Source organism: Streptomyces sp. NPDC101227 (assembly GCF_044767545.1).
GTDB lineage: Bacteria > Actinomycetota > Actinomycetes > Streptomycetales > Streptomycetaceae > Streptomyces.
In genome coordinates, this window is the sequence record NZ_JBIWOD010000008.1 from 34,782 (window position 1) to 52,588 (window position 17,807).

Annotated in this window: 12 protein-coding genes; 3 read left to right on the top strand and 9 right to left on the bottom strand. The window is 74.2% G+C overall.

The annotated features are described in order from the left end of the window. Positions 1–4 precede the first annotated feature (4 nt). From ACIRPT_RS20085 to ACIRPT_RS20115, 7 genes are all read right to left on the bottom strand, one after another. Positions 5–4,708 carry a hypothetical protein gene (locus tag ACIRPT_RS20085; RefSeq protein WP_403828706.1) on the bottom strand — a complete coding sequence of 1,568 codons (4,704 nt, stop codon included), beginning with the start codon at positions 4,706–4,708 and terminating at the stop codon, positions 5–7. 75 nt (positions 4,709–4,783) lie between these two features. Further along, positions 4,784–5,671 (bottom strand): hypothetical protein, encoded by an 888-nt coding sequence (locus ACIRPT_RS20090; protein ID WP_403508303.1) that lies wholly within the window; start codon positions 5,669–5,671, stop codon positions 4,784–4,786. A 187-nt stretch (positions 5,672–5,858) separates the two neighbouring features. Continuing rightward, entirely contained in the window at positions 5,859–7,397 is a 1,539-nt protein-coding gene (locus ACIRPT_RS20095; protein WP_403828708.1) for a hypothetical protein, read from the bottom strand. 179 nt (positions 7,398–7,576) lie between these two features. Continuing rightward, positions 7,577–8,221, bottom strand: a complete 645-nt coding sequence (pcp, locus tag ACIRPT_RS20100) for a pyroglutamyl-peptidase I (protein ID WP_403828710.1) — start codon at positions 8,219–8,221, stop codon at positions 7,577–7,579. Positions 8,222–8,241: 20 nt separating this feature from the next. Continuing rightward, on the bottom strand, positions 8,242–9,210 hold the full coding sequence (locus ACIRPT_RS20105) for a DUF979 domain-containing protein (RefSeq protein ID WP_403828712.1): 969 nt from the start codon (positions 9,208–9,210) through the stop codon (positions 8,242–8,244). Then, a complete protein-coding gene (locus ACIRPT_RS20110; protein ID WP_403507974.1) occupies positions 9,207–9,914 on the bottom strand; it encodes a DUF969 domain-containing protein in 708 nt (235 codons plus the stop codon). The genes ACIRPT_RS20105 and ACIRPT_RS20110 overlap by 4 nt, the downstream gene beginning before the upstream one ends. Before the next feature lie 113 nt (positions 9,915–10,027). Continuing rightward, a complete protein-coding gene (locus ACIRPT_RS20115; RefSeq protein WP_403829404.1) occupies positions 10,028–10,771 on the bottom strand; it encodes a GntR family transcriptional regulator in 744 nt (247 codons plus the stop codon). Positions 10,772–10,912: 141 nt separating this feature from the next. On the opposite strand from ACIRPT_RS20115, the gene ACIRPT_RS20120 reads away from it, so the two are divergent. The 3 genes from ACIRPT_RS20120 to ACIRPT_RS20130 are packed head-to-tail and all read left to right on the top strand — an operon-like array spanning position 10,913 to position 13,232. Continuing rightward, complete coding sequence (locus tag ACIRPT_RS20120) at positions 10,913–11,701, top strand: LamB/YcsF family protein (RefSeq protein WP_403828714.1); 789 nt, start codon at positions 10,913–10,915, stop codon at positions 11,699–11,701. After that, a complete protein-coding gene (pxpB, locus tag ACIRPT_RS20125) occupies positions 11,698–12,321 on the top strand; it encodes a 5-oxoprolinase subunit PxpB (RefSeq protein ID WP_403828716.1) in 624 nt (207 codons plus the stop codon). The genes ACIRPT_RS20120 and pxpB overlap by 4 nt, the downstream gene beginning before the upstream one ends. Further along, the gene (locus tag ACIRPT_RS20130; RefSeq protein ID WP_403828718.1) at positions 12,318–13,232 is read left to right on the top strand and encodes a biotin-dependent carboxyltransferase family protein; all 915 of its coding nucleotides are present in this window, start codon (positions 12,318–12,320) and stop codon (positions 13,230–13,232) included. The genes pxpB and ACIRPT_RS20130 overlap by 4 nt, the downstream gene beginning before the upstream one ends. 60 nt (positions 13,233–13,292) lie before the next feature. Here ACIRPT_RS20130 and ACIRPT_RS20135 read toward each other — a convergent pair whose 3' ends face one another. Beyond that, on the bottom strand, positions 13,293–16,946 hold the full coding sequence (locus tag ACIRPT_RS20135) for a hydantoinase B/oxoprolinase family protein (RefSeq protein ID WP_403828719.1): 3,654 nt from the start codon (positions 16,944–16,946) through the stop codon (positions 13,293–13,295). Next, positions 16,943–17,806, bottom strand: coding sequence for an SGNH/GDSL hydrolase family protein (locus ACIRPT_RS20140; RefSeq protein ID WP_403828721.1), 864 nt, complete (start codon positions 17,804–17,806; stop codon positions 16,943–16,945). The genes ACIRPT_RS20135 and ACIRPT_RS20140 overlap by 4 nt, the downstream gene beginning before the upstream one ends. Between the last annotated feature and the right edge of the window lies 1 nt (position 17,807).

Below are 17,807 nucleotides of genomic sequence, written 5' to 3' on the forward strand. Positions count from 1 at the left end.
GCCGTCAGAGCGGGGACCCGCCCGGCGCGTCCTCCGGCCCCGTCTCCTGCTGGGCGGGCACCTGCGGCGTCTCGTCCGGGCGGCGGTACATCCGTGTCGCCGTGATCTGGCCGTGCACCGCTTCCCCGGTCGCGTTCTGCTGCGGCAGGCCCGGCCGCAGATGCTCCTCGACGCTGATGTACTTCAGCCCGGCGCGCAGGTCCGCGTCGTTGCGCAGCCGGATGACCAGCGGGAACTCGGCGAGCGCGGTGGTGTCGAAGAGTCCGGTCGTATAGAGCAGCTGGACGCCGAGCGCATCGGCGACGGCGCGCTGGAGCTCCAGCAGATAGGTGGCGTTGGCGCGGCCGATGGGGTTGTCGAGGAACAGCGTGCCGGCGTGCCGCTGCTTGTCGCGGCCCCGGTCGTTGCTGCGCAGCGCCGCCATCGTGCAGTACAGGGCGATGGCGGCGGTCAGCAGCTGGCCGCCGGAGAAGACATCGCCCATCTGCCCGACGGGCACCCGCTCGGCGCGCAGCACCGCGTCCGGCTTGAGGATCTCCACGGCCACGCCGCGCGGCAGCAGCGCCGCGCCGACCCCGCGCAGCAGCAGGGACATTCCGTCCCGCCGCAGATCGCTGTTCTTCTTGACCGCCGAGCGGGTCGCCTCGTCGATGACCTCGCCCAGCCGCTCGGTGAGCGTGGCCTGGTCGGGATCCTCGAAACGGATCCGCAGGAACTCCTGGCCCGACCACTCCCCCAGCCCCTCGGGCAGCCGGGACAGCCGCTGGGCGGAGCGCAGCGTCGTCAGGGACGACTCCACGAGGCCGCGCAGCCGGTCGACGATGGAGTCGCGGTTGCGCTCGAGCTGCGCCAGCTCGTCGGTGAGCACCCGCAGCCGGGGCGCGAAGGCCTCCGCCCACTTGGCGGCGTGGTCGGGCAGGGCCGCGGCGGGCAGTTCGCGGATCTGCTGCCGGGCGGGGGTGCGGACCTGTTCGTAACGGGTGGAGTTGGCGTGCCGTACGAGGATGTCGGAGGCCTCGCGGACCGCGGCATCGGCGCCGGAGAGGTCGGCGGCGCAGCCGCGCAGCGAGCGGCGGGACTCGGCGGCGGCCTGCCGTGCCTCGGCCAGGCTGCCGGCGTACGGCTCGATCTCGCCGTTCGCCGCGTCCTCGGCCTCCTGGTGGTCGCGGAGCAGGTCGCGCAGCAGGGCGGCGGTCTCGTCGAAGCCGCCGGCCGCGTCCTCGGCGCTGCGGTGGCCGCGCAGCAGCTCCTCGTGCCGTGCGCGGGCGTCCTCCAACGCCTCCGCGGCGGTGGCCAGTTCGGCATTGGCGGCGCGCAGCAGCTCCTTGGCGCGGTCGGCGTCCGCGGGGACCAGCTCGTCGGGCAGCTCCGTGTGCGCCTCGCCGTCGGTGGGCGCGAGCCGCTCGGCCTCGCCGCGCAGCCGGCCGAGCTGCTCGCTGGCGGCCGAGGCGCGGCTCTCCAGCATCTGGACGAGCGATTCGGCGCGGGCCGCGGCGGCCTGGCGGGACGGGCCGTCGGCGGCGTCCGGGCTCTCCAGGAGCGCCTCGGCGCGGGTGCGGACCTTGTTGGTGAGGCGGTTCAGCTCGGCCAGCGCCGCGGACTCGTCGCCTTCGGCGCGGGCCTGTTCGGCGCGCAGATCGGCGCCGACGCCGACCTTTTCGTAGAGCTGGGAAGCGGCGCGGTAGGCCTCGCGCAGCGCGGGGAGCGAGGTGCTCGTGCCCTCGGGCGCCGCGCCCGGGTCGTCCGGTACGCCGGCGATCTCGGCCCGCTCGGCGCGCAGCGCGCGGGCGGTGCGGCGGGCGTCGTCGGCGGCGCGCTGGGCGGCCCTGCGGTCCTCGTCGGCGGCCCGTGCGCGGTCCACGCACTCCTCGGCGCGGGCCTCGAACTCGGCCGCCTCATCGGCCAGTTCACGCAGCCGCGACTGCCAGGTGGCGCGCTCGCGCAGCCGGTGGGCCAGCCCTGCCAGCAGGTCGGCGGCCCGGCGGGCGCGCTGTGCGTTCTCCTGCCGCTCGTCGCGCACCCGGGTGGCCTCGGCCGCCACCTCGTCGGCCTCGGCGCGGACCGTGCGGGCCTCGGCCAGCTCGGCCGCCGCCTCATCGGCGGCCGTACGGGTCTGCTCGGCCGCGCCGGCCAGCTCGGCGAGGCGGCCCTGCGGGCATCCCGTACGCCAGGACGCGAGCCGGGCGGCCAGCGCGCGGTCCCCGGCGAGGCGGGCGGCGAGCCCGCGGATCTCCTCGTCGCGCTCGGCGGCGCGGGTGCGCAGCGCCTGGCGTTCCTCGTCCGCCGCCGATTCGTCGTGCATCGCGGGGTTCGGCGGGACGAGAAATACCTGGGAGGCGCTGTTGTCCCGGCCGTCGGGGGCGGGGGTGGGGGCGAGCAGCGCGGCGGCGGTGCCGACGGCGACCGCGGAGCGGGGCAGCAGCGCGGCCTGGGAGAGCACCTCGCGGGCCCGTGCGTGGGTGTCGGGGTCGGTGATGATCACGCCGTCGACCAGCTCGGGGCGGGCGGCGAGCACCCGGACGTGGTCGGCCGGGTCGACGGACTGGGCGAGATAGCGCCAGCCGGGCAGCGCGGGGACGCCGTGCTCGCCCAGGTACTCCACGGCGGCCAGCACATCGGGCCCCGGGGGCAGCAGCCCCCCGTCGCCCAGCGCGCCGAGGATCCGGGAGTCGTCGGCGGCGGCCGTGCGCAGGTCGAACAGCTGGCGCTCGGCCGCGGCCACGCCCTCCTCGAGCAGTTCGCGCAGCGCGTCGGCGCTGCGGTCCAGCTCCTCGGCGGTCAGCGGTCCCGCGGGAGCGCCGCCGTCCGTACCGGCGTCGGCCGTACGGGGGCCGGGCAGCGCGACGGCCTTCGCCTCGGGGAGTCCGAGGAGGTCGGCCAGCCGTTGTTCGGACCCGATCGAGCCGGCGGCGCGGCGCTCGGCGTCGTACGCCCGCTCCGCGGCCTGCGCGGCGTCCTCGGCGCGGGCCGCCGCCAGCTCCGCGGCGGAGTGCCGGGCCGCGGCCTCCCGGGCACGGTCGGTGGCCGTCCGGGCGGCCTCGCGGGCCGAGTCCCAGGCCTGCACGGCGGTCTTCTCCGCGTCGGAGGCGGCGAGCGCGGCGCGGGCCGGGTCGGCGTCCGGGGCGGAGTCGTCCAGCCAGCCCGCCCGGACGGCCTCGGCGGTCTCCTGGGCGACCTCGGCCAGACGCTGCTTGAGGTGGTCGGCCTCGCTGCGGGCGCGCTGGGCGTGGGTGGCGGCGGCGGTGGCGTCGCGGTGCGCCGATTCGCCGGCCTCCTGGAGGGCGGCGGATCGTTCCTCTTCTTCGTTGGCGACCCGCTCGCCCGCCTCGGCGGCCACCTGCAGGGCGCGGACGAGGTCGGTGGCGGCGGTGGCACGGGCGGCGAGCGCCGGGGCGGCGTCCCGCTCGGCCTCGCGGATGGCGGCGGCGACCCGCGCGGAGCGGTCGGCGGCGGCGCGGTGCCGCAGCGCGGTCTCGGCGGCCTGCCAGGCGCTGTGCAGCGTACGGGCGTCGTTCAGTTCGCGGCGCTGGGCGGCGGCGCCCTTCTCCGCGGCGGCCAGCGCCAGCGAGGCGTGACGGTAGGCCAGCTCGGCGGAGACCAGGGAGCGGCGCTCGCGGGTGCGCTCGGCGTCGGTGACGCGGTGCGCCGCGGCGGCGAGCTGTTCGGCGAGCTCTGCGGCCCGGCCGCGCTCCTCGGTGCCGCGGGCATGCAGCCGCTGGGCCAGGCCCCGGGTACGGCGCTCGGCCCCCGCATGGACCTCGCGGGCCCGCTCGCGCTGCTCGGCGGATTCGGCGATCCGCGACAGCAGATCCAGCGATCCGGCGGTGAAGTCCCGCTCGGCGGTCAGCTCGGCGCGCCGGCCGAGCTTGTGCGCGAAGCCGTGCACCAGGTCGGCGAGGCCGTCGGTGTCACGGGTGTCGGTGACGGCGCGCAGCAGCAGATCGGTGAAGTCGGAGTCGTTCTTGACGGCGAACAGTCCGGCGGCTTCGCCCTCGTCGGCATTCATCTCGCGCTGGTACCGGAACAGCTCGGGGTCCAGGCCCAGCATGCCGAGGTGCTCGTTCCAGCGCTCGTGGATCTCCTCCCACACCACGTCCAGATTCGGGTAGTTCTTCCCCGCCTCGGTCAGGACGTCGCGGAAGCCCTTCATCGTGCGGCGGCGGCCCTGGGCCCCGGACGCGCCCTCGCCCTTCTCCTGGCGGGGCCGGACGATGGTGGCCTCGGCCACCGGGAGGGAGTCCAGGCTCATCCCGGGGCCCGGCCGGAAGCTGTACCAGGCCTCGGCGAACTTACGGGGGTCGTTGGAGACCTGGCGGCCGCGCCATTCGCTGACCTTGCCGACGACGATGCTCTCGCCGGTGAGGACGTGCTGCCACTCCAGGGCGACATGCCCGCAGTCGTCGGCGAGCAGGAACTTGCGCAGCACGCCCGAGCTGGCTCCGCCCAGGGTGTTGCGGTGGCCGGGCAGCATCACCGAGAAGATCAGCTTGAGCAGGACGGACTTGCCGCCGCCGTTCTCCAGGAAGAGCACGCCGGCCGGGGCCGGGCGGCGCGGCGGGCCGACCGGTTCGTCCTCGAAGAAGTCCGCCTGCGCCGGGGCCGGTTGGGGCACAGGTGCGCCGACCCCGCGCAGGTCCAGCACCGTGTCGGCATAGCGCGCACCGGCGGGCCCGATGGAGTAGAGGCGGACCCGGGACAGCTCGTACATGGCGGACTCTCGTTGTGGTGTCGGTCGGTGGTCTGGCGGACTGGGCGGCGGTCGTACGGCGGTGGTTGCGGGCGGTCAGCCGGAGTGGAAGGGCAGTCCCGCATCGGAGACCAGGTCGAGGTCGTCGGTGTCCTCGCCGGGCAGCAGCGAGCCGCTGCCGTCGGCTACGGGGACCACGCCCAGCTCCAGCAGCTCGGCCATGGCGGCGCTGCCGGCCATGTCGCGGACCTGGAGCTGATAGCGGGCGGTGGTGCGGTACGCGCCTCCGGCGTCGTCGCCGGTGCGCTGGAGGAAGCCGGAGTCGACGAGGAACGTTACGGCCTTGGCGATGATGCCGGTGGTCGAACCGGCCAGCCGCCGGGCGTCCTTCGTGGCGCCGGTCGCGCTCCGCCGGGCATAGACCCGCCAGGCGGACTCCAGGCCGGGCGCATCGCTGACCGGGTCGGTGTTCTCGCCGTCCTGCTCGGCGCGCTCCTCCAGGCGGCGGCAGGCCTGGCGGACGAACGCGTCGACGCCGTTGACGGTGATCCGGCCGATGTAGCCGTCGTCGGCGAGGTCCTCGGGGCGGGGGAACGCCAGCGCGGCGACCGCGAGATGGGCCAGGCCGTGCAGAAAGCGGTCGGCGGAGTCGGTGGAGGCGCGGCGGGCGTAGTCGCCCATCCGTACGGCGAAGACGGAGTCCTCGGCGGCGGTGACGGCCATCCCGGCGCGGGTGGAGACCTCCAGGACGACCAGGCCCAGTCCCGTGGCGACCGCGTCGGCGAGGCGGGCGAAGGCGGGCTCGTCCCGATAGCGGCGCAGCAGCTCGGCGTACTCGGCGTCGCGGGCGGGCAGCAGCTTGGGCTGGAGCCCGAAGGAGACCAGCCGGGCGGCGTCCGCGGCGTCGGCCGGGCTCAGGGGCGCGGGGGCGGCCGGCGCCGGCGTCTCGTCTGCGGGCCCGCCCCAGGACGCGGCGTCGCTCAGGGGATCCGGCGCCGTCTGGTCGGCGGCGGTGGACCCAATGGACTCGGTCACGGTTGAAGCTCCTTGTGCGGGGTCCGGACGGCCGGGTGGGGGTGCGGCAGCGGCGGTATCCGTCGGGCCGGGGACATCGGGGCCGGGCGCGCAGGGCCCGGGGACAGCAGGCCCGGGGACATCGCGTTCGGGGACATCAGGCCACCTCCGAGCGGCCGGCGGCCATGCCGGCCGCGTCGAGCAGGGCCGTGCCGACGATGAGGTCGGCGCCGCCGAACTCGGGGTCGGCCAGCTCCGTGCCGTCGTCCACGGCGAACAGCAGCTGCGACTCGCCCTGGCGGTAGGCCGTGCCGACCGGGGGGCTGGCGGCGTGCACCGCCAGCAGGGCGACGAGGTAAGGGAGTTCGGGGTCCTTGCGGCGCGCGTCGGCCAGCAGGCCGGAGAGCCTGCGGGGCGCGTCGGCGGGCAGGTCGAGCAGTTCCATCGCGGCGTCGAGCTGCTCCTCGCTGAAGCGGCTGTCGTCGGGCGTGGCCACCAGATCGGGCTCGGGCATCTCGGCGCCGAGGTGCTCGCGCTCCAGGGGCGGCGTGAGCAGCATCTCGACGAGATCGCCGACGCGGACCGCGGAGGGGGTGCGCAGGCCCGTGCCGTGGGCGAAGAAGGCGTCGGTGACGCGGATGGCCCGTTCGGCGGGCAGCGGCAGCAGCGGGGCGACCAGCTGGCCGTAGAGGTCGAGGCCGGAGCGGGCGGTGGGGGCGGCGAAGGCCTGCCGGTCCTGCTCGGCGCGGAAGAGCGGGCCGGCTTCGAGCAGCCGGGACTGGAGCTGGGTGTGCCGCCGGATGCAGTCCTTGACGATGTCGACGAGCTCGGCGGCGCGCCGCTTGTGCTCGCCGGTTTTCTGGTCGACGGCCTCGGCCTCGTCACGGGTCTTGCGGATGTTGGTGAGGATGGCGTTCTCATGGCGGTAGCGGTCCGCGACGTGGTCCAGCGCCTCGGCGATCATGTCCGGGACGGTCTCCAGCCAGTCGACCGCGCGGACGTTGCGCCGGGTGGCGTCCAGGGTCTTGCGCAGCGTCTCGGCGTACTGCACGGTGCGGTAGCGGGCCTGCTCGGCGGCGAGCTGGGCGTCGGCCAGCCTGCCGCGGTTGATCAGCACCTCGAGCTTGACCTCGGCGGCGATCTGGGCGCTGGTGACGTCCGTGTCGAGCGCGCCGACCAGGACGTTGACCGCCTCGTCGGTGGCCCGGAGGTAGACCGTGCCGCCGGGGCCCGGGACCTCCTCGATGAGCTTGAAGTCGTAGTCGCGGCGGACGTACTCACCGTCGGTGGTGAAGGTGCCGTAGACGGCCCGGAAGCCGCGGTCCACGCTGCCGACGTTGATGAGGTTCTCCAGCACCCAGCGGGCGACCCGTTCGTGCTCGACCTGGGGGCGCCGGGGAGCCTGGGCGGCGACCCGCGGGAGCACCTTCGCCACTATCTCTTCATGATCGGCGCCGGTGTCGAAGTCCATGTTGAGCGTGACGAGATCGATGACGGCGAGCGCCACCTCCGCCATCGCATAGACGCCGTACTCGCCCGCGAGGTTGGCCTTGCGCGCATCGAGGTCGTGCAGCGGCGCCGTGCATGCCAGGGCACGCAGCCGACGGGCCAGGCCTTCGTCGGCGGCCGGTCCCGGCGCGGGCCGGGCCGGCCCGTTGAGCTGGGACGCAGCGGGCCCCGGGGCGGAAAAAGTCACGTCGCACAGAGTAGGCGCTCGCACTGACAACGGACGAAACGGCGCGGTGGGGCACCGCACGGAACCCGCTGGTGGGACCGCCGCGGGACCTGTTGACGGGACCCGCTCGCCGGCCGGCGCACCAGTCTACGGCGGCCCCGTGCCGCGCCCACCGCCCCCTTCACCACGTGCTCCTCGGCTCAGTGCGTGGCCCCCTCCGCCACGCGGATGTCCGTACGGACGCGGGCGGCCGTCGCCGCGATCTCCCCCAGCGCCCGCGCCACCACCGCCACGGACAGCGACGGCTGGGCCCGGTCCACGACCTGCTCCGGCGCGTACGGCACGTGCACGAAGCCGCCCCGTACGCCGGGCAGTTCGGTGGCGAGGAGATACGCGAGCCCGTAGAACACGTGGTTGCAGACGAAGGTGCCCGCGGTGTTGGAGACCGAGGCGGGCACCCCCACGGCACGGACCGCCGCCACACAGGCCTTGATCGGCAGGGTGGAGAAGTACGCGGCGGGGCCGCCGGGCACGATCACCTCGTCGACCGGCTCCGCACCCATAACATCCGGAATGCGAGCATCATCCACGTTGATGGCGATGCGTTCGACCGTGACGTCGGGGCGGCCGCCCGCCTGGCCGACGCACACCACGATCTCCGGGCGCCGGTCCGCAATCGCGGCGCGCAGGGCGGTCATCGATGCACCGTAGACGCAGGGCAGTTCCACGGCCGACACCTCGAGGCCGGCGGGCGGCCGGTCCGCGACGGCGCGGACCGCCTGCCAGGAGGGGTTGGCGGACTCGCCGTCGAAGGGCTCGAATCCGGTCAGCAGCACCCGGGTCATATCGGGATTCCTCGACGGTCTCAGAAGGCGAACAGGGACATGAAGACGATGTTGCAGCCGAGCAGCACGCCGGCGGTCGGCAGCTGGGCCTTGATGGGCCCGTACCGGTCCTTCAGTTCCAGCAGGGCCGCCGGGACGATGTTGAAGTTGGCGGCCATCGGGGTGACGAGGGTGCCGCAGAATCCGGCCAGCATGCCGATGGCCAGGACGGCGGCGGGATTGCCGTCGAAGTGGCCGATCAGGACCGGCCAGCCGACGGCGGCGGTCATCACCGGGAAGGCGGCGAAGGCGTTGCCCATGATCGTGGTGAACAGGAACATGCCCACGCAGTAGACGACGACGGCGACGTACAGCGAGTCCTTGGGCAGCACGGCGGTGGCGAGCTTGCCCACCTGGGTGCCGACGCCCGACACCTGGAAGATGGCGCCCAGCGTGGCCAGCATCTGCGGCAGCAGCATCGCCCAGCCCATCGCCTCCAGCATGGAGCGGCCGGACTCCACGGGCACCGAGACCCGCTTCTCGCGCAGCATGACCATGCCGACGACCAGGGCGACGACGGCGCCCAGACCCAGTCCCAGAATGGTCTCGCTGCCTTCCTGGAGGACGGGTTCGCCCCCGAAGGAGAGGTGTTTGACGCCGATCGCGCAGACCATCGCGACGAGGGGGATGGTGAGCGCGGGGACGAAGAGCTTGTTGCCGAGCCGGGCGGCGGCGGCCACGCGCTCCGTCGCCGTGGTGGTGCGCGGGGTGCCGCGCCCGGTGCGGCCGAAGCCCGCCAGAGCGGCCATGACGAGCACCGCGACGCCCAGCGGCTCGGCCGGCGCCTGGTGCGTGACCACCCAGCTGCTGTAGATGAATCCGGTGCCGACCAGGCCCCAGAAGGCGCCGGTGCCGAAGCGCTTGGGGTTGCTGCGGTCGGTGAACATCTGGGCGGCCATCACCAGGAAGCTGAGGCCGACCAGCCAGTAGAACCACTCTGCCTTGATCACTGGGCGGCCTCCGTCACCTCGGCGCCGGCCGGGGCGGCGCGCAGTTCACGTTCCAACTGTCGGTCCAGCCGTAGCAGTCGCCAGCCGTGGACGAGGAAGGCGCACACGGCGGTGGGAATCGCCCACAGCGCGAGGTGCAGCGGTTCGAGGTGGGTGCCGTAGGAGGTGTTGACGAAGCCGGTGATCAGCAGGATCGAGCCGACGGCCAGGAAGACGTCCTCACCGAAGAACAGGCCGACGTTGTCCGCGCTGGCGGCGAACGACCTGACCTTCTCCCGTGCCCGCTCGGGGAGTTGTCCGTACTTCCGCTCCGCGGCACCCTCGGCCATCGGCACGGCGAGCGGGCGCACGGTCTGTGCGGGCCCGAAGACGTTGGTCAGCCCGACCGCGGCGCCGATCTGCCGCATGCCCAGATAGAGGGCGAGGAAGCGTCCGGTGGTGAGTTTGGCGAACCTGGCGATGAGGTTGCGGGCCTGCTCCTGGAGGCCGTAGCGCTCCAGGAGGCCGATGACGGGGAGGGTGATGGCGAAGATCGTCGCCGCTCGGCTGTTGGCGAAGCCGTCGCCGAAGGCGGCCAGCACCTTGCCGGGCGAGAGCCCGCCGAGGAAGCCGGTCGCGATGCCGGCCGCCCCGACGACCAGGAGGGGATTGCGTTTCGTGGCGAAGCCGACCACCACCACGAGCACACCCAGGAGCACGATCATGGGTCCGCCTTCCGCATGCAGGGACCCCACGGACGGTGAGGAGAATGCCGAGGAGGCTAGGCGATTGTTCAACGATCCGACAAGGGGTCGGCGGGGGCGAACTCCGGCGAGCCTCATCCCTCCGCGATGCGCTGGGCGTACGCCCCCGACAACTGGCCGCGCGAGTCCTCCAGATAGTCCAGCAGCAGCCGTTCGGCCTCGGCGGCCTCGCCCGCCAGCAGCGCGTCCGCGATCTGCCGGTTGCGGACCAGATACGGCGCGTAGAAACGCTGCGGATCGTCCATGACGTGGAAGACCAGCCGGAGTTCGGCCAGTACGCCGCGCATCAGCTCATCCGTGCGCGGGCTGCCGGCGAGGGCGACGACGGCCTGATGAAAGCGGATATTGGCGGTCGAGAGGTCCTCCCAGGCGCGGTCCGCGGCGGCCCGCTCACCGGCCCGCACCGCCGCGTCGATGGCCTCGATCGCCTCGCCCACCCCGGCGTCGTACGGGCCCCGCCCCAGCCCCCGCACCGCCGCGGACTCCACGATCATGCGGACCCGGAAGATATCGTCCAGGTCCTCGACCGTCACGAGCCGTACGAACACCCCGCGGTTGAGCCGGTGCTCCAGCAGCCGCTCGTGCGTGAGCAGCCGGAACGCCTCCCGCAGCGTGTTGCGCGAGACGCCCAGCGCGCCGCCGATGCTCTCCTCGGACAGCCGGGCGCCGGGCGGGAAGAAGCCCTCGGTGATCCGGTCCCGCAGGATGTCGGCGACCCGCTCGGCGGTACTGGCGCGCCCGAGCAGGGCCCGGTCCGACTCCAGGCCCTTGACCTCGGCCAGCCGCCGCTGATCGTTCTTCGCCACTCCGCCGGCCATTGCACTCCCGCTCTCCGCTGTCGTGTCGGCGGCAGTCAATCCCAGATGGGAGAACGAGACAACACACCTCTTGTCGGATCGTTCAACAATCCAGTACGTTGGCCGGCGCCCCTGCACGTGCACACCACGGAACGGACACCCATGACCGACCCGGCGGCCCCTCCCGTAATCGACCTCAACGCCGACCTCGGGGAAGGCTTCGGCCGCTGGCAGCTCACCGACGACGACGCCCTGCTGTCCGTCGTCACCAGCGCGAACGTCGCCTGCGGCTTCCACGCCGGCGACCCGTCCACCATGCGCCGGGTGTGCGAGCTGGCCGCCGAGCGCGGTGTGGTCATCGGCGCCCAGGTCTCCTACCGCGATCTGGCCGGGTTCGGCCGCCGCGCGATGGACGTCCCGCCGGACGAGCTGGCCGACGAAGTCACGTACCAGATCGGCGCGTTGGAAGTCTTCGCGCGCGCCGCCGGTGCCCGCGTCGGCTATGTCAAACCGCATGGCGCGCTCTACAACCGCTGTGTGCACGACGAGGCGCAGGCCGTCGCCGTCATCGCCGGCGTCCGCGCCGCGGGCGGCGCACTGCCCGTCCTCGGCCTCGCGGGCTCCCGGCTGCACCACGCGGCCCGGGAGGCCGGGCTCCCCGTCGTCGGCGAGGCGTTCGCCGACCGGGCCTACACCGCCGAGGGCACCCTCGTCCCGCGCCGCGAGCCGGGCGCCGTGATCCACGATCCGGACGAGGTCGTCAAGCGCGCCCTGGGCATGGCCCGCGACCGCACCGTCACCTCGATCGCCGGCCGGGGCATCGCGATCACGGCGCGCTCGCTGTGCCTGCACGGCGACACGCCCGGCGCGGCCGGCCTGGCCCGCCGCGTGCGCTCCGAACTGACCGCGGCCGGCGTGCAGGTGCGCGGCTTCGTCCGGAGCGGTGCATGAGGCCGCTGCCCGTCGGTGAGCACGGGCTGCTCATCGAGCTGGACTCCGCCGAGGAGGTCGAGGCGCTGCACGCCGAGCTGCGCCGCCGCGCCGCCGAGGGCACGCTGCCGCCGGTCCGCGAGATCGTGCCCGCCGCCGGCACGGTCTTCCTCGACGGCCTCGCCGACCCCCGCGGCCTCATCGCGGAACTGCCGACGTGGGACATCCCGCCGCTGACGTCCGGCGACCGCCCCGCCGTCGAGATCCCCGTCCGCTACGACGGCCCCGACCTCGTCGAGGTGGCCGCCCTGTGGGACGTCACCCCCGACGAGGTCGTCCGTCTGCACTCCGGCACCGCCTTCCACGTCGCCTTCTGCGGCTTCGCCCCCGGCTTCGGCTATCTCACCGGCCTGCCCCGGCAGCTGCACGTCCCCCGCCGGGCGACCCCCCGCACCAGGGTCCCGGTCGGCTCGGTCGCGCTCGCGGGCCCGTACACCGGCGTCTACCCCCGCTCCTCCCCCGGTGGCTGGCAGCTGATCGGCACCACCGACACCGTTCTGTGGGACCCCGACCGCGAACCCGCGGCGCTGCTCGCGCCCGGCACCCGCGTCCGCTTCGTCCCCCAGGAGACCGCCCGATGACCGACCGCGCCCTCTCGGTCGTACGGGCCGGAGCGCTCACCACCGTCCAGGACCTCGGCCGGCCCGGCCATGCCCACCTGGGCGTGCCCCGCGCCGGCGCCCTCGACGAGCCCGCGCACCGCCTCGCCAACCGCCTGGTGGGCAACCCGGAGCGGGCCGCCACCCTGGAGACGACCCTGACGGGGTGCGCCGTACGGGTCCGCACGGCCACCGCCGTCGCGGTGACCGGCGCTCCCTGCCCCGTGACGGTCGACGGCCGCCCCGCCCCCTGGGGCGCCCCGGTACACGTCCCGGCGGGCGCCGTCCTGGATGCCGGGCCCGCCACCCACGGCCTGCGCTCGTATCTCGCCTTCGGCGGCGGCATCGAGGCCGGTCCCGTCCTGGGCAGCCGCGCCAGTGACCTGCTCTCGGGACTGGGGCCCGACCCGCTCGGCGACGGCGCGGTCCTCCCCCTGGGCCGGCCCGGCGCCCCGCCCGCCACCGCGGACGCCGTCCCGCACCCCGGCCCGGTCACGGAACTGATCCTCCCCTTCCTGCCCGGCCCGCGCGACGCGTGGTTCACCGACGCCGGCCTGCACACCCTGACCACCGGCCGCTTCCGCGTCTCCGCGGCGAGCAACCGCATCGGCCTGCGCACCGAGGGCCCGCCCCTGGAACGCGCCCGCCCCGGCGAACTCCACAGCGAGGGCATGCCGTTGGGCGCCCTCCAGGTCCCGCCCAACGGCCTTCCGGTGCTCTTCCTCCACGACCACCCCACCACCGGCGGCTATCCGGTCATCGGCGTGGTCCCCGAACGCTTCCTGGCACCCGCCGCCCAGGCCGTACCGGGGACGCCGGTCCGCTTCGTGCGCATGCGCCCGGTGCTGCGGGCCGGTACATCGACGCCGACCACGAGCCCCGGGTGCGCTTGAAGGCGACGCCGGAGGCAGGCGAGTGGACCCGGCCGACAAGGTCGGTGAAGGAGTTCAGCCCTAGCCCTCCGCCGGCCCGTACCCGCCCCCGCCGGGCGTGCGGATCACCAGCACATCGTCCACCCCCACGTCCGCCGCGTCGCAGCCGCGCAGCGCCTCGTGCGAACCGTCCGCCCGTTCCACGGTGTTGACGCCCAGCGAGCCGGGCGCGCCGCCCGCCATCCCGTAGGGCGCGACCCTGCGGTGGTTGCTCAGCAGGGCCACCGTCATCGGCTCCAGGAAACGCAGCCGGCGTTCGGCGCCGCAGCCCCCGTGCCAGCGCCCGCTTCCGCCGCTGCCGCTGCGGATGGCGAAGCGGTCGACGCGGACGGGGTAGCGCCACTCCAGTACCTCGGGGTCGGTCAGCCGGGAGTTGGTCATATGGGTCTGTACGGCGTCCGCGCCGTCGAAGCCGTCGCCCGCTCCGGAACCGCCGGCCACGGTCTCGTAGTACTGCACCCGGTCGTTGCCGAAGGTGAGGTTGTTCATGGTGCCCGAGCCTTCGGCCTGGATGCCGAGCGCCGCGTAGAGGGCGCCGGTGACCGCCTGGGAGGTCTCCACATTGCCCGCCACGGTGGCCGCCGGGAACCGCGGGGCGAGCATCGAGCCCGGCGGGATACGGACCTGGACGGGCTTGAGGCAGCCGCTGTTGAGGGGGATGTCCTCGGCGACGAGGGTGCGGAAGACGTACAGCACCGCGGCCATCACCACCGAGCTGGGCGCGTTGGCGTTGCCGGGCTGCTGGGGTGAGGTCCCGGCGAAGTCCAGTACGGCGCCGCGGGCCGCGCGGTCGACGGTGAGCGCGACATGGATCTCGGCGCCGCTGTCGGTCTCGTAGCGGCAGGAGCCGTCCGACAGCCCGGCGATGATCCGCCGCACCGATTCCTCGGCGTTGTCCTGGACGTGCCCCATGTAGGCCCGTACGACATCCAGGCCGAACTGCCCGGTCATCCGCCGCAGTTCCTCGATGCCCTTCTCGTTGGCGGCGATCTGGGCGCGCAGATCGGCGATATTGGCGTCCGGGGCGCGGGAGGGGTACGGGCCGGAGGCGAGCAGTTCGCGGGTCTCGCGCTCGCGCAGCTCGCCGTCGCGCACCAGCAGCCAGTTGTCGAAGAGGATGCCCTCCTCCTGGATGGTGCTGCTGAAGGCGGGCATCGAGCCCGGGGTGATGCCGCCGATCTCGGCGTGGTGGCCGCGGGAGGCGACCAGGAACAACAGCTCGTCACCGTGCGTTACCTCACCGTGAGTTCCGGCTTCGCGAGTCGCGTCATCGTGCGTGGCGAAGACGGGGGTGACGACCGTGACGTCGGGGAGGTGGGTGCCGCCGTGGTAGGGATCGTTGATCGCGTAGACATCGCCGGGCCGCATGTCGCCGCCGCGCCGCCGCAGCACCTCCTTGATGGACTCCCCCATCGAGCCCAGGTGCACGGGGATGTGCGGGGCATTGGCGATCAGATTGCCGTCGGCGTCGAACAGCGCACAGGAGAAGTCGAGGCGCTCCTTGATGTTGACGGAGTGCGCGGTGTTCTCCAGGCGGACGCCCATCTGCTCGGCGATGGCCATGAAGAGGCTGTTGAAGACCTCCAGCATCACGGGGTCGGCCTCCGTGCCCACCGCCGTGCGGCCCTCGCGCTCCCGTACACGCGTCAGCAGCAGGTGCCCGCGCTCGCCCACGGCCGCCCGCCAGCCCGGGTCGAGCACGGTGGTGGCGTCCTCCTCGGCGATGATCGCCGGGCCGGTGAGGGAGTCGCCGGGGCGCAGATCGGTGCGCCGGTAGAGCCGGGTGTCCTGCCGGCGGCCCTGCGCATACATCCGCACGGTGGTCAGCGGCCGCACATCTCCGGACCGCTCCGTGACGGGGACCTCGTAGCCGCTCGCCCCGCCGGCCGCCCCGACCGCCTCGACCGACACCGCCTCGGCCACCAGCGGCTTGTCCATGGTGAAGGCGTAGCGGGCGCGGTGCGCCCGGTCGAAGTCATCGGCCATGGTGGCGGCGTCGGCCAGTGGGACGCCGATGGTGGAGTCCGTCCCGGCGTAGCGGATGAGCACCCGCGCCCGGGTGGTGATGCTCTCCTCGGGCACGCCGTCGTCGAGCAGCTCGCTCCGGGTCTGCCCGGCGAGGGTGTCGCACACCTCGTGCACCCGGTCGACGGCCCCGGCCTGCCCGAATTCCGCCTCGACGGCCGCCTCGCGCATCGCGGTGGCGTCGGCGACCCCGATGCCGTACGCGGAGAGGACACCGGCCAGCGGCGGTACGAGCACCGTGCCGATGCCCAGCGCGTCGGCGACCGCGCAGGCGTGCTGGCCGCCCGCGCCGCCGAAGCTGGTGAGGGCGTAGCGGGTGATGTCATGGCCGCGCTGGACGGAGATCTTCTTGACCGCGTTGGCCATGTTGAGCACGGCGATGTCCAGGAAGCCGGCGGCCACGTCCTCGGGGCCGCGGTCGTCCCCGGTGGCGGCCGCGGCGCGGGCGGCGAGCTCGGCGAACCGGGTGCGGACGACGTCGGCGTCCAGCGGCCGGTCGCCGCCGGGGCCGAACACCGCGGGGAAGTGGTCGGGCTGGATGCGGCCGAGCATCACATTGGCGTCGGTGACGGTCAGCGGCCCGCCGCGCCGGTAGCAGGCCGGTCCCGGGACGGCGCCGGCCGAGTCGGGCCCGACGCGGTAGCGGCGCCCGTCGAAGTGCAGCACGGAGCCCCCGCCGGCCGCGACGGTGTGGATGTTCATCATCGGGGAGCGCATCCGCACTCCCGCGACCTCGTTGCCGAAGACCCGCTCGAACTCCCCGGCGTAGTGGGACACATCGGTGGAGGTGCCGCCCATGTCGAAGCCGATCACCCGGTCGTGGCCCCCGGCGTCCTCGGCGGCGCGGACCATGCCGACGACGCCGCCCGCGGGCCCGGACAGCACCGCGTCCTTGCCCCGGAAGTGCTCGGCCTCCCGGAGCCCGCCGTTGGACTGGAGGAACATCAGCCGGATGCCGGGGAGTTGCGCGGCGATCTCGTCGACGTACCGGCCCAGGATCGGCGAGAGATAGGCGTCGACGACGGTCGTGTCGCCGCGCGGCACCAGCTTCATCAGCGGGCTGACCTCGTGCGAACAGCTCACCTGCGCAAAGCCCGCCCGCCGGGCCAGTTCGGCGACGGCCTTCTCGTGGGCGGCGTGGCGGTAGCCGTGCATCAGGACGACGGCCGCGCTGCGCAGCCCGTCCGCGCGGGCCCGGATCAGCGCCTCGCGGACCCCGTCGGCGTCCAGCGGCCGTACGGTCTCGCCGTGCGCGCCGATCCGCTCGGGCACCTCGATCACCCGCGCGTAGAGCGCCTCGGGCAGCACGATCCGCCGGTCGAAGATCCGCGGCCGGTTCTGGTACGCGATGCGCAGCGCGTCCCGGAATCCCTCGGTGATGAGCAGCACCGTCGGCTCGCCCGTACGTTCCAGGAGGGCGTTGGTGGCGACGGTGGTGCCCATCTTGACGACGGAGACCCGCTCGGCGGGCACCGGCTCGTCCGGTCCCAGCCCCAGCATCAGCCGGATCCCGGCCACCGCGGCGTCCCGGTAGCGCTCGGGGTGGTGCGAGAGCAGCTTGTGGGTGACGAGGTGGCCGTCCGGCCGTCTGCCGATGACATCCGTGAAGGTGCCGCCGCGGTCGATCCAGAACTCCCAGCGTCCGGTCATCCGGCCATTGTCGCAGCGCCCTTCGGATCCGAAAGGGCGGCGAGCGCGGCGCGCGTGGCGCGTTCGGCGGTGGCATCGAGGAGCCGTCCGGAACCGGCCAGACCGTGCCGGCATTCCTGGAGCGCGAGGGCGAGCAGGCCGGGCAGCAGATCCGTACAGCGGTCGGCGACCCAGCGGGTGCCGCGGGTGGCCATCCACCAGGCGGACCCGGCGCGGGTCGGCGGCGGCCCGTCGAGGGTGAGCGAGGGAGGCGGCCCCACGGCGTGCCCGGCGGCGGCCAGCGCCGCGTGGAAGCCGCGGGCCAGCAGCCGGTGGCCGCGCTCGCTGGGGTGCAGCCGGTCCACGCTCCAGCTGGCGCGGTCGGCGACCCAGGCGTGGTCGGCGAGGTGCAGATGGATGCCTCCGTAGCGGCCTGACACCGCATGGACGACGGTGTTCACCGCGCGCATCCGCCGGGCGAGCGGGCGGGCCAGCGGCGCGGGCAGTCCCAGCATCCGCCCCGGGTCGGGCAGACACGCGGTCAGCACCACGGTGCCGTCGGCGCTGAGCGTACGGTGTGTCAGATCGAGCGCGGCGGCGACCCGCTCTATGGCGAAGGCGGCCCGCAAGGTGTCGTTCGCACCGACGACGAGCGAGGCGTAGCGGGGCGCCAGGGACCGCGCCGCGGGCAGCTGCCGCGTGGCCACATCGGCCGCCAGCGCCCCGCTGCACGCCAGATTCACCAGCGGCACGCTTCCCGGCCGCTCCCCCGCCGCCGCGGCCAGCAGCGCCGCCCATCCGCGCCAGCCGCCGGCGGGCAGGGGGTCCCCCAGGCCCTCGGTGAGCGAGTCGCCGAGCGCGGCGAAGCCGGACCGTTGCATC

Coding starts and splice junctions, on each gene's coding strand:
- ACIRPT_RS20085 (WP_403828706.1), bottom strand. CDS start 4,708: ATGTACGAGCTGTCCCGGGTCCGCCTCTACTCCATCGGGCCCGCCGGT.
- pcp (WP_403828710.1), bottom strand. CDS start 8,221: ATGACCCGGGTGCTGCTGACCGGATTCGAGCCCTTCGACGGCGAGTCC.
- ACIRPT_RS20110 (WP_403507974.1), bottom strand. CDS start 9,914: ATGATCGTGCTCCTGGGTGTGCTCGTGGTGGTGGTCGGCTTCGCCACG.
- ACIRPT_RS20115 (WP_403829404.1), bottom strand. CDS start 10,771: ATGGCCGGCGGAGTGGCGAAGAACGATCAGCGGCGGCTGGCCGAGGTC.
- ACIRPT_RS20120 (WP_403828714.1), top strand. CDS start 10,913: ATGACCGACCCGGCGGCCCCTCCCGTAATCGACCTCAACGCCGACCTC.
- pxpB (WP_403828716.1), top strand. CDS start 11,698: ATGAGGCCGCTGCCCGTCGGTGAGCACGGGCTGCTCATCGAGCTGGAC.
- ACIRPT_RS20130 (WP_403828718.1), top strand. CDS start 12,318: ATGACCGACCGCGCCCTCTCGGTCGTACGGGCCGGAGCGCTCACCACC.
- ACIRPT_RS20135 (WP_403828719.1), bottom strand. CDS start 16,946: ATGACCGGACGCTGGGAGTTCTGGATCGACCGCGGCGGCACCTTCACG.
- ACIRPT_RS20140 (WP_403828721.1), bottom strand. CDS start 17,806: ATGCAACGGTCCGGCTTCGCCGCGCTCGGCGACTCGCTCACCGAGGGC.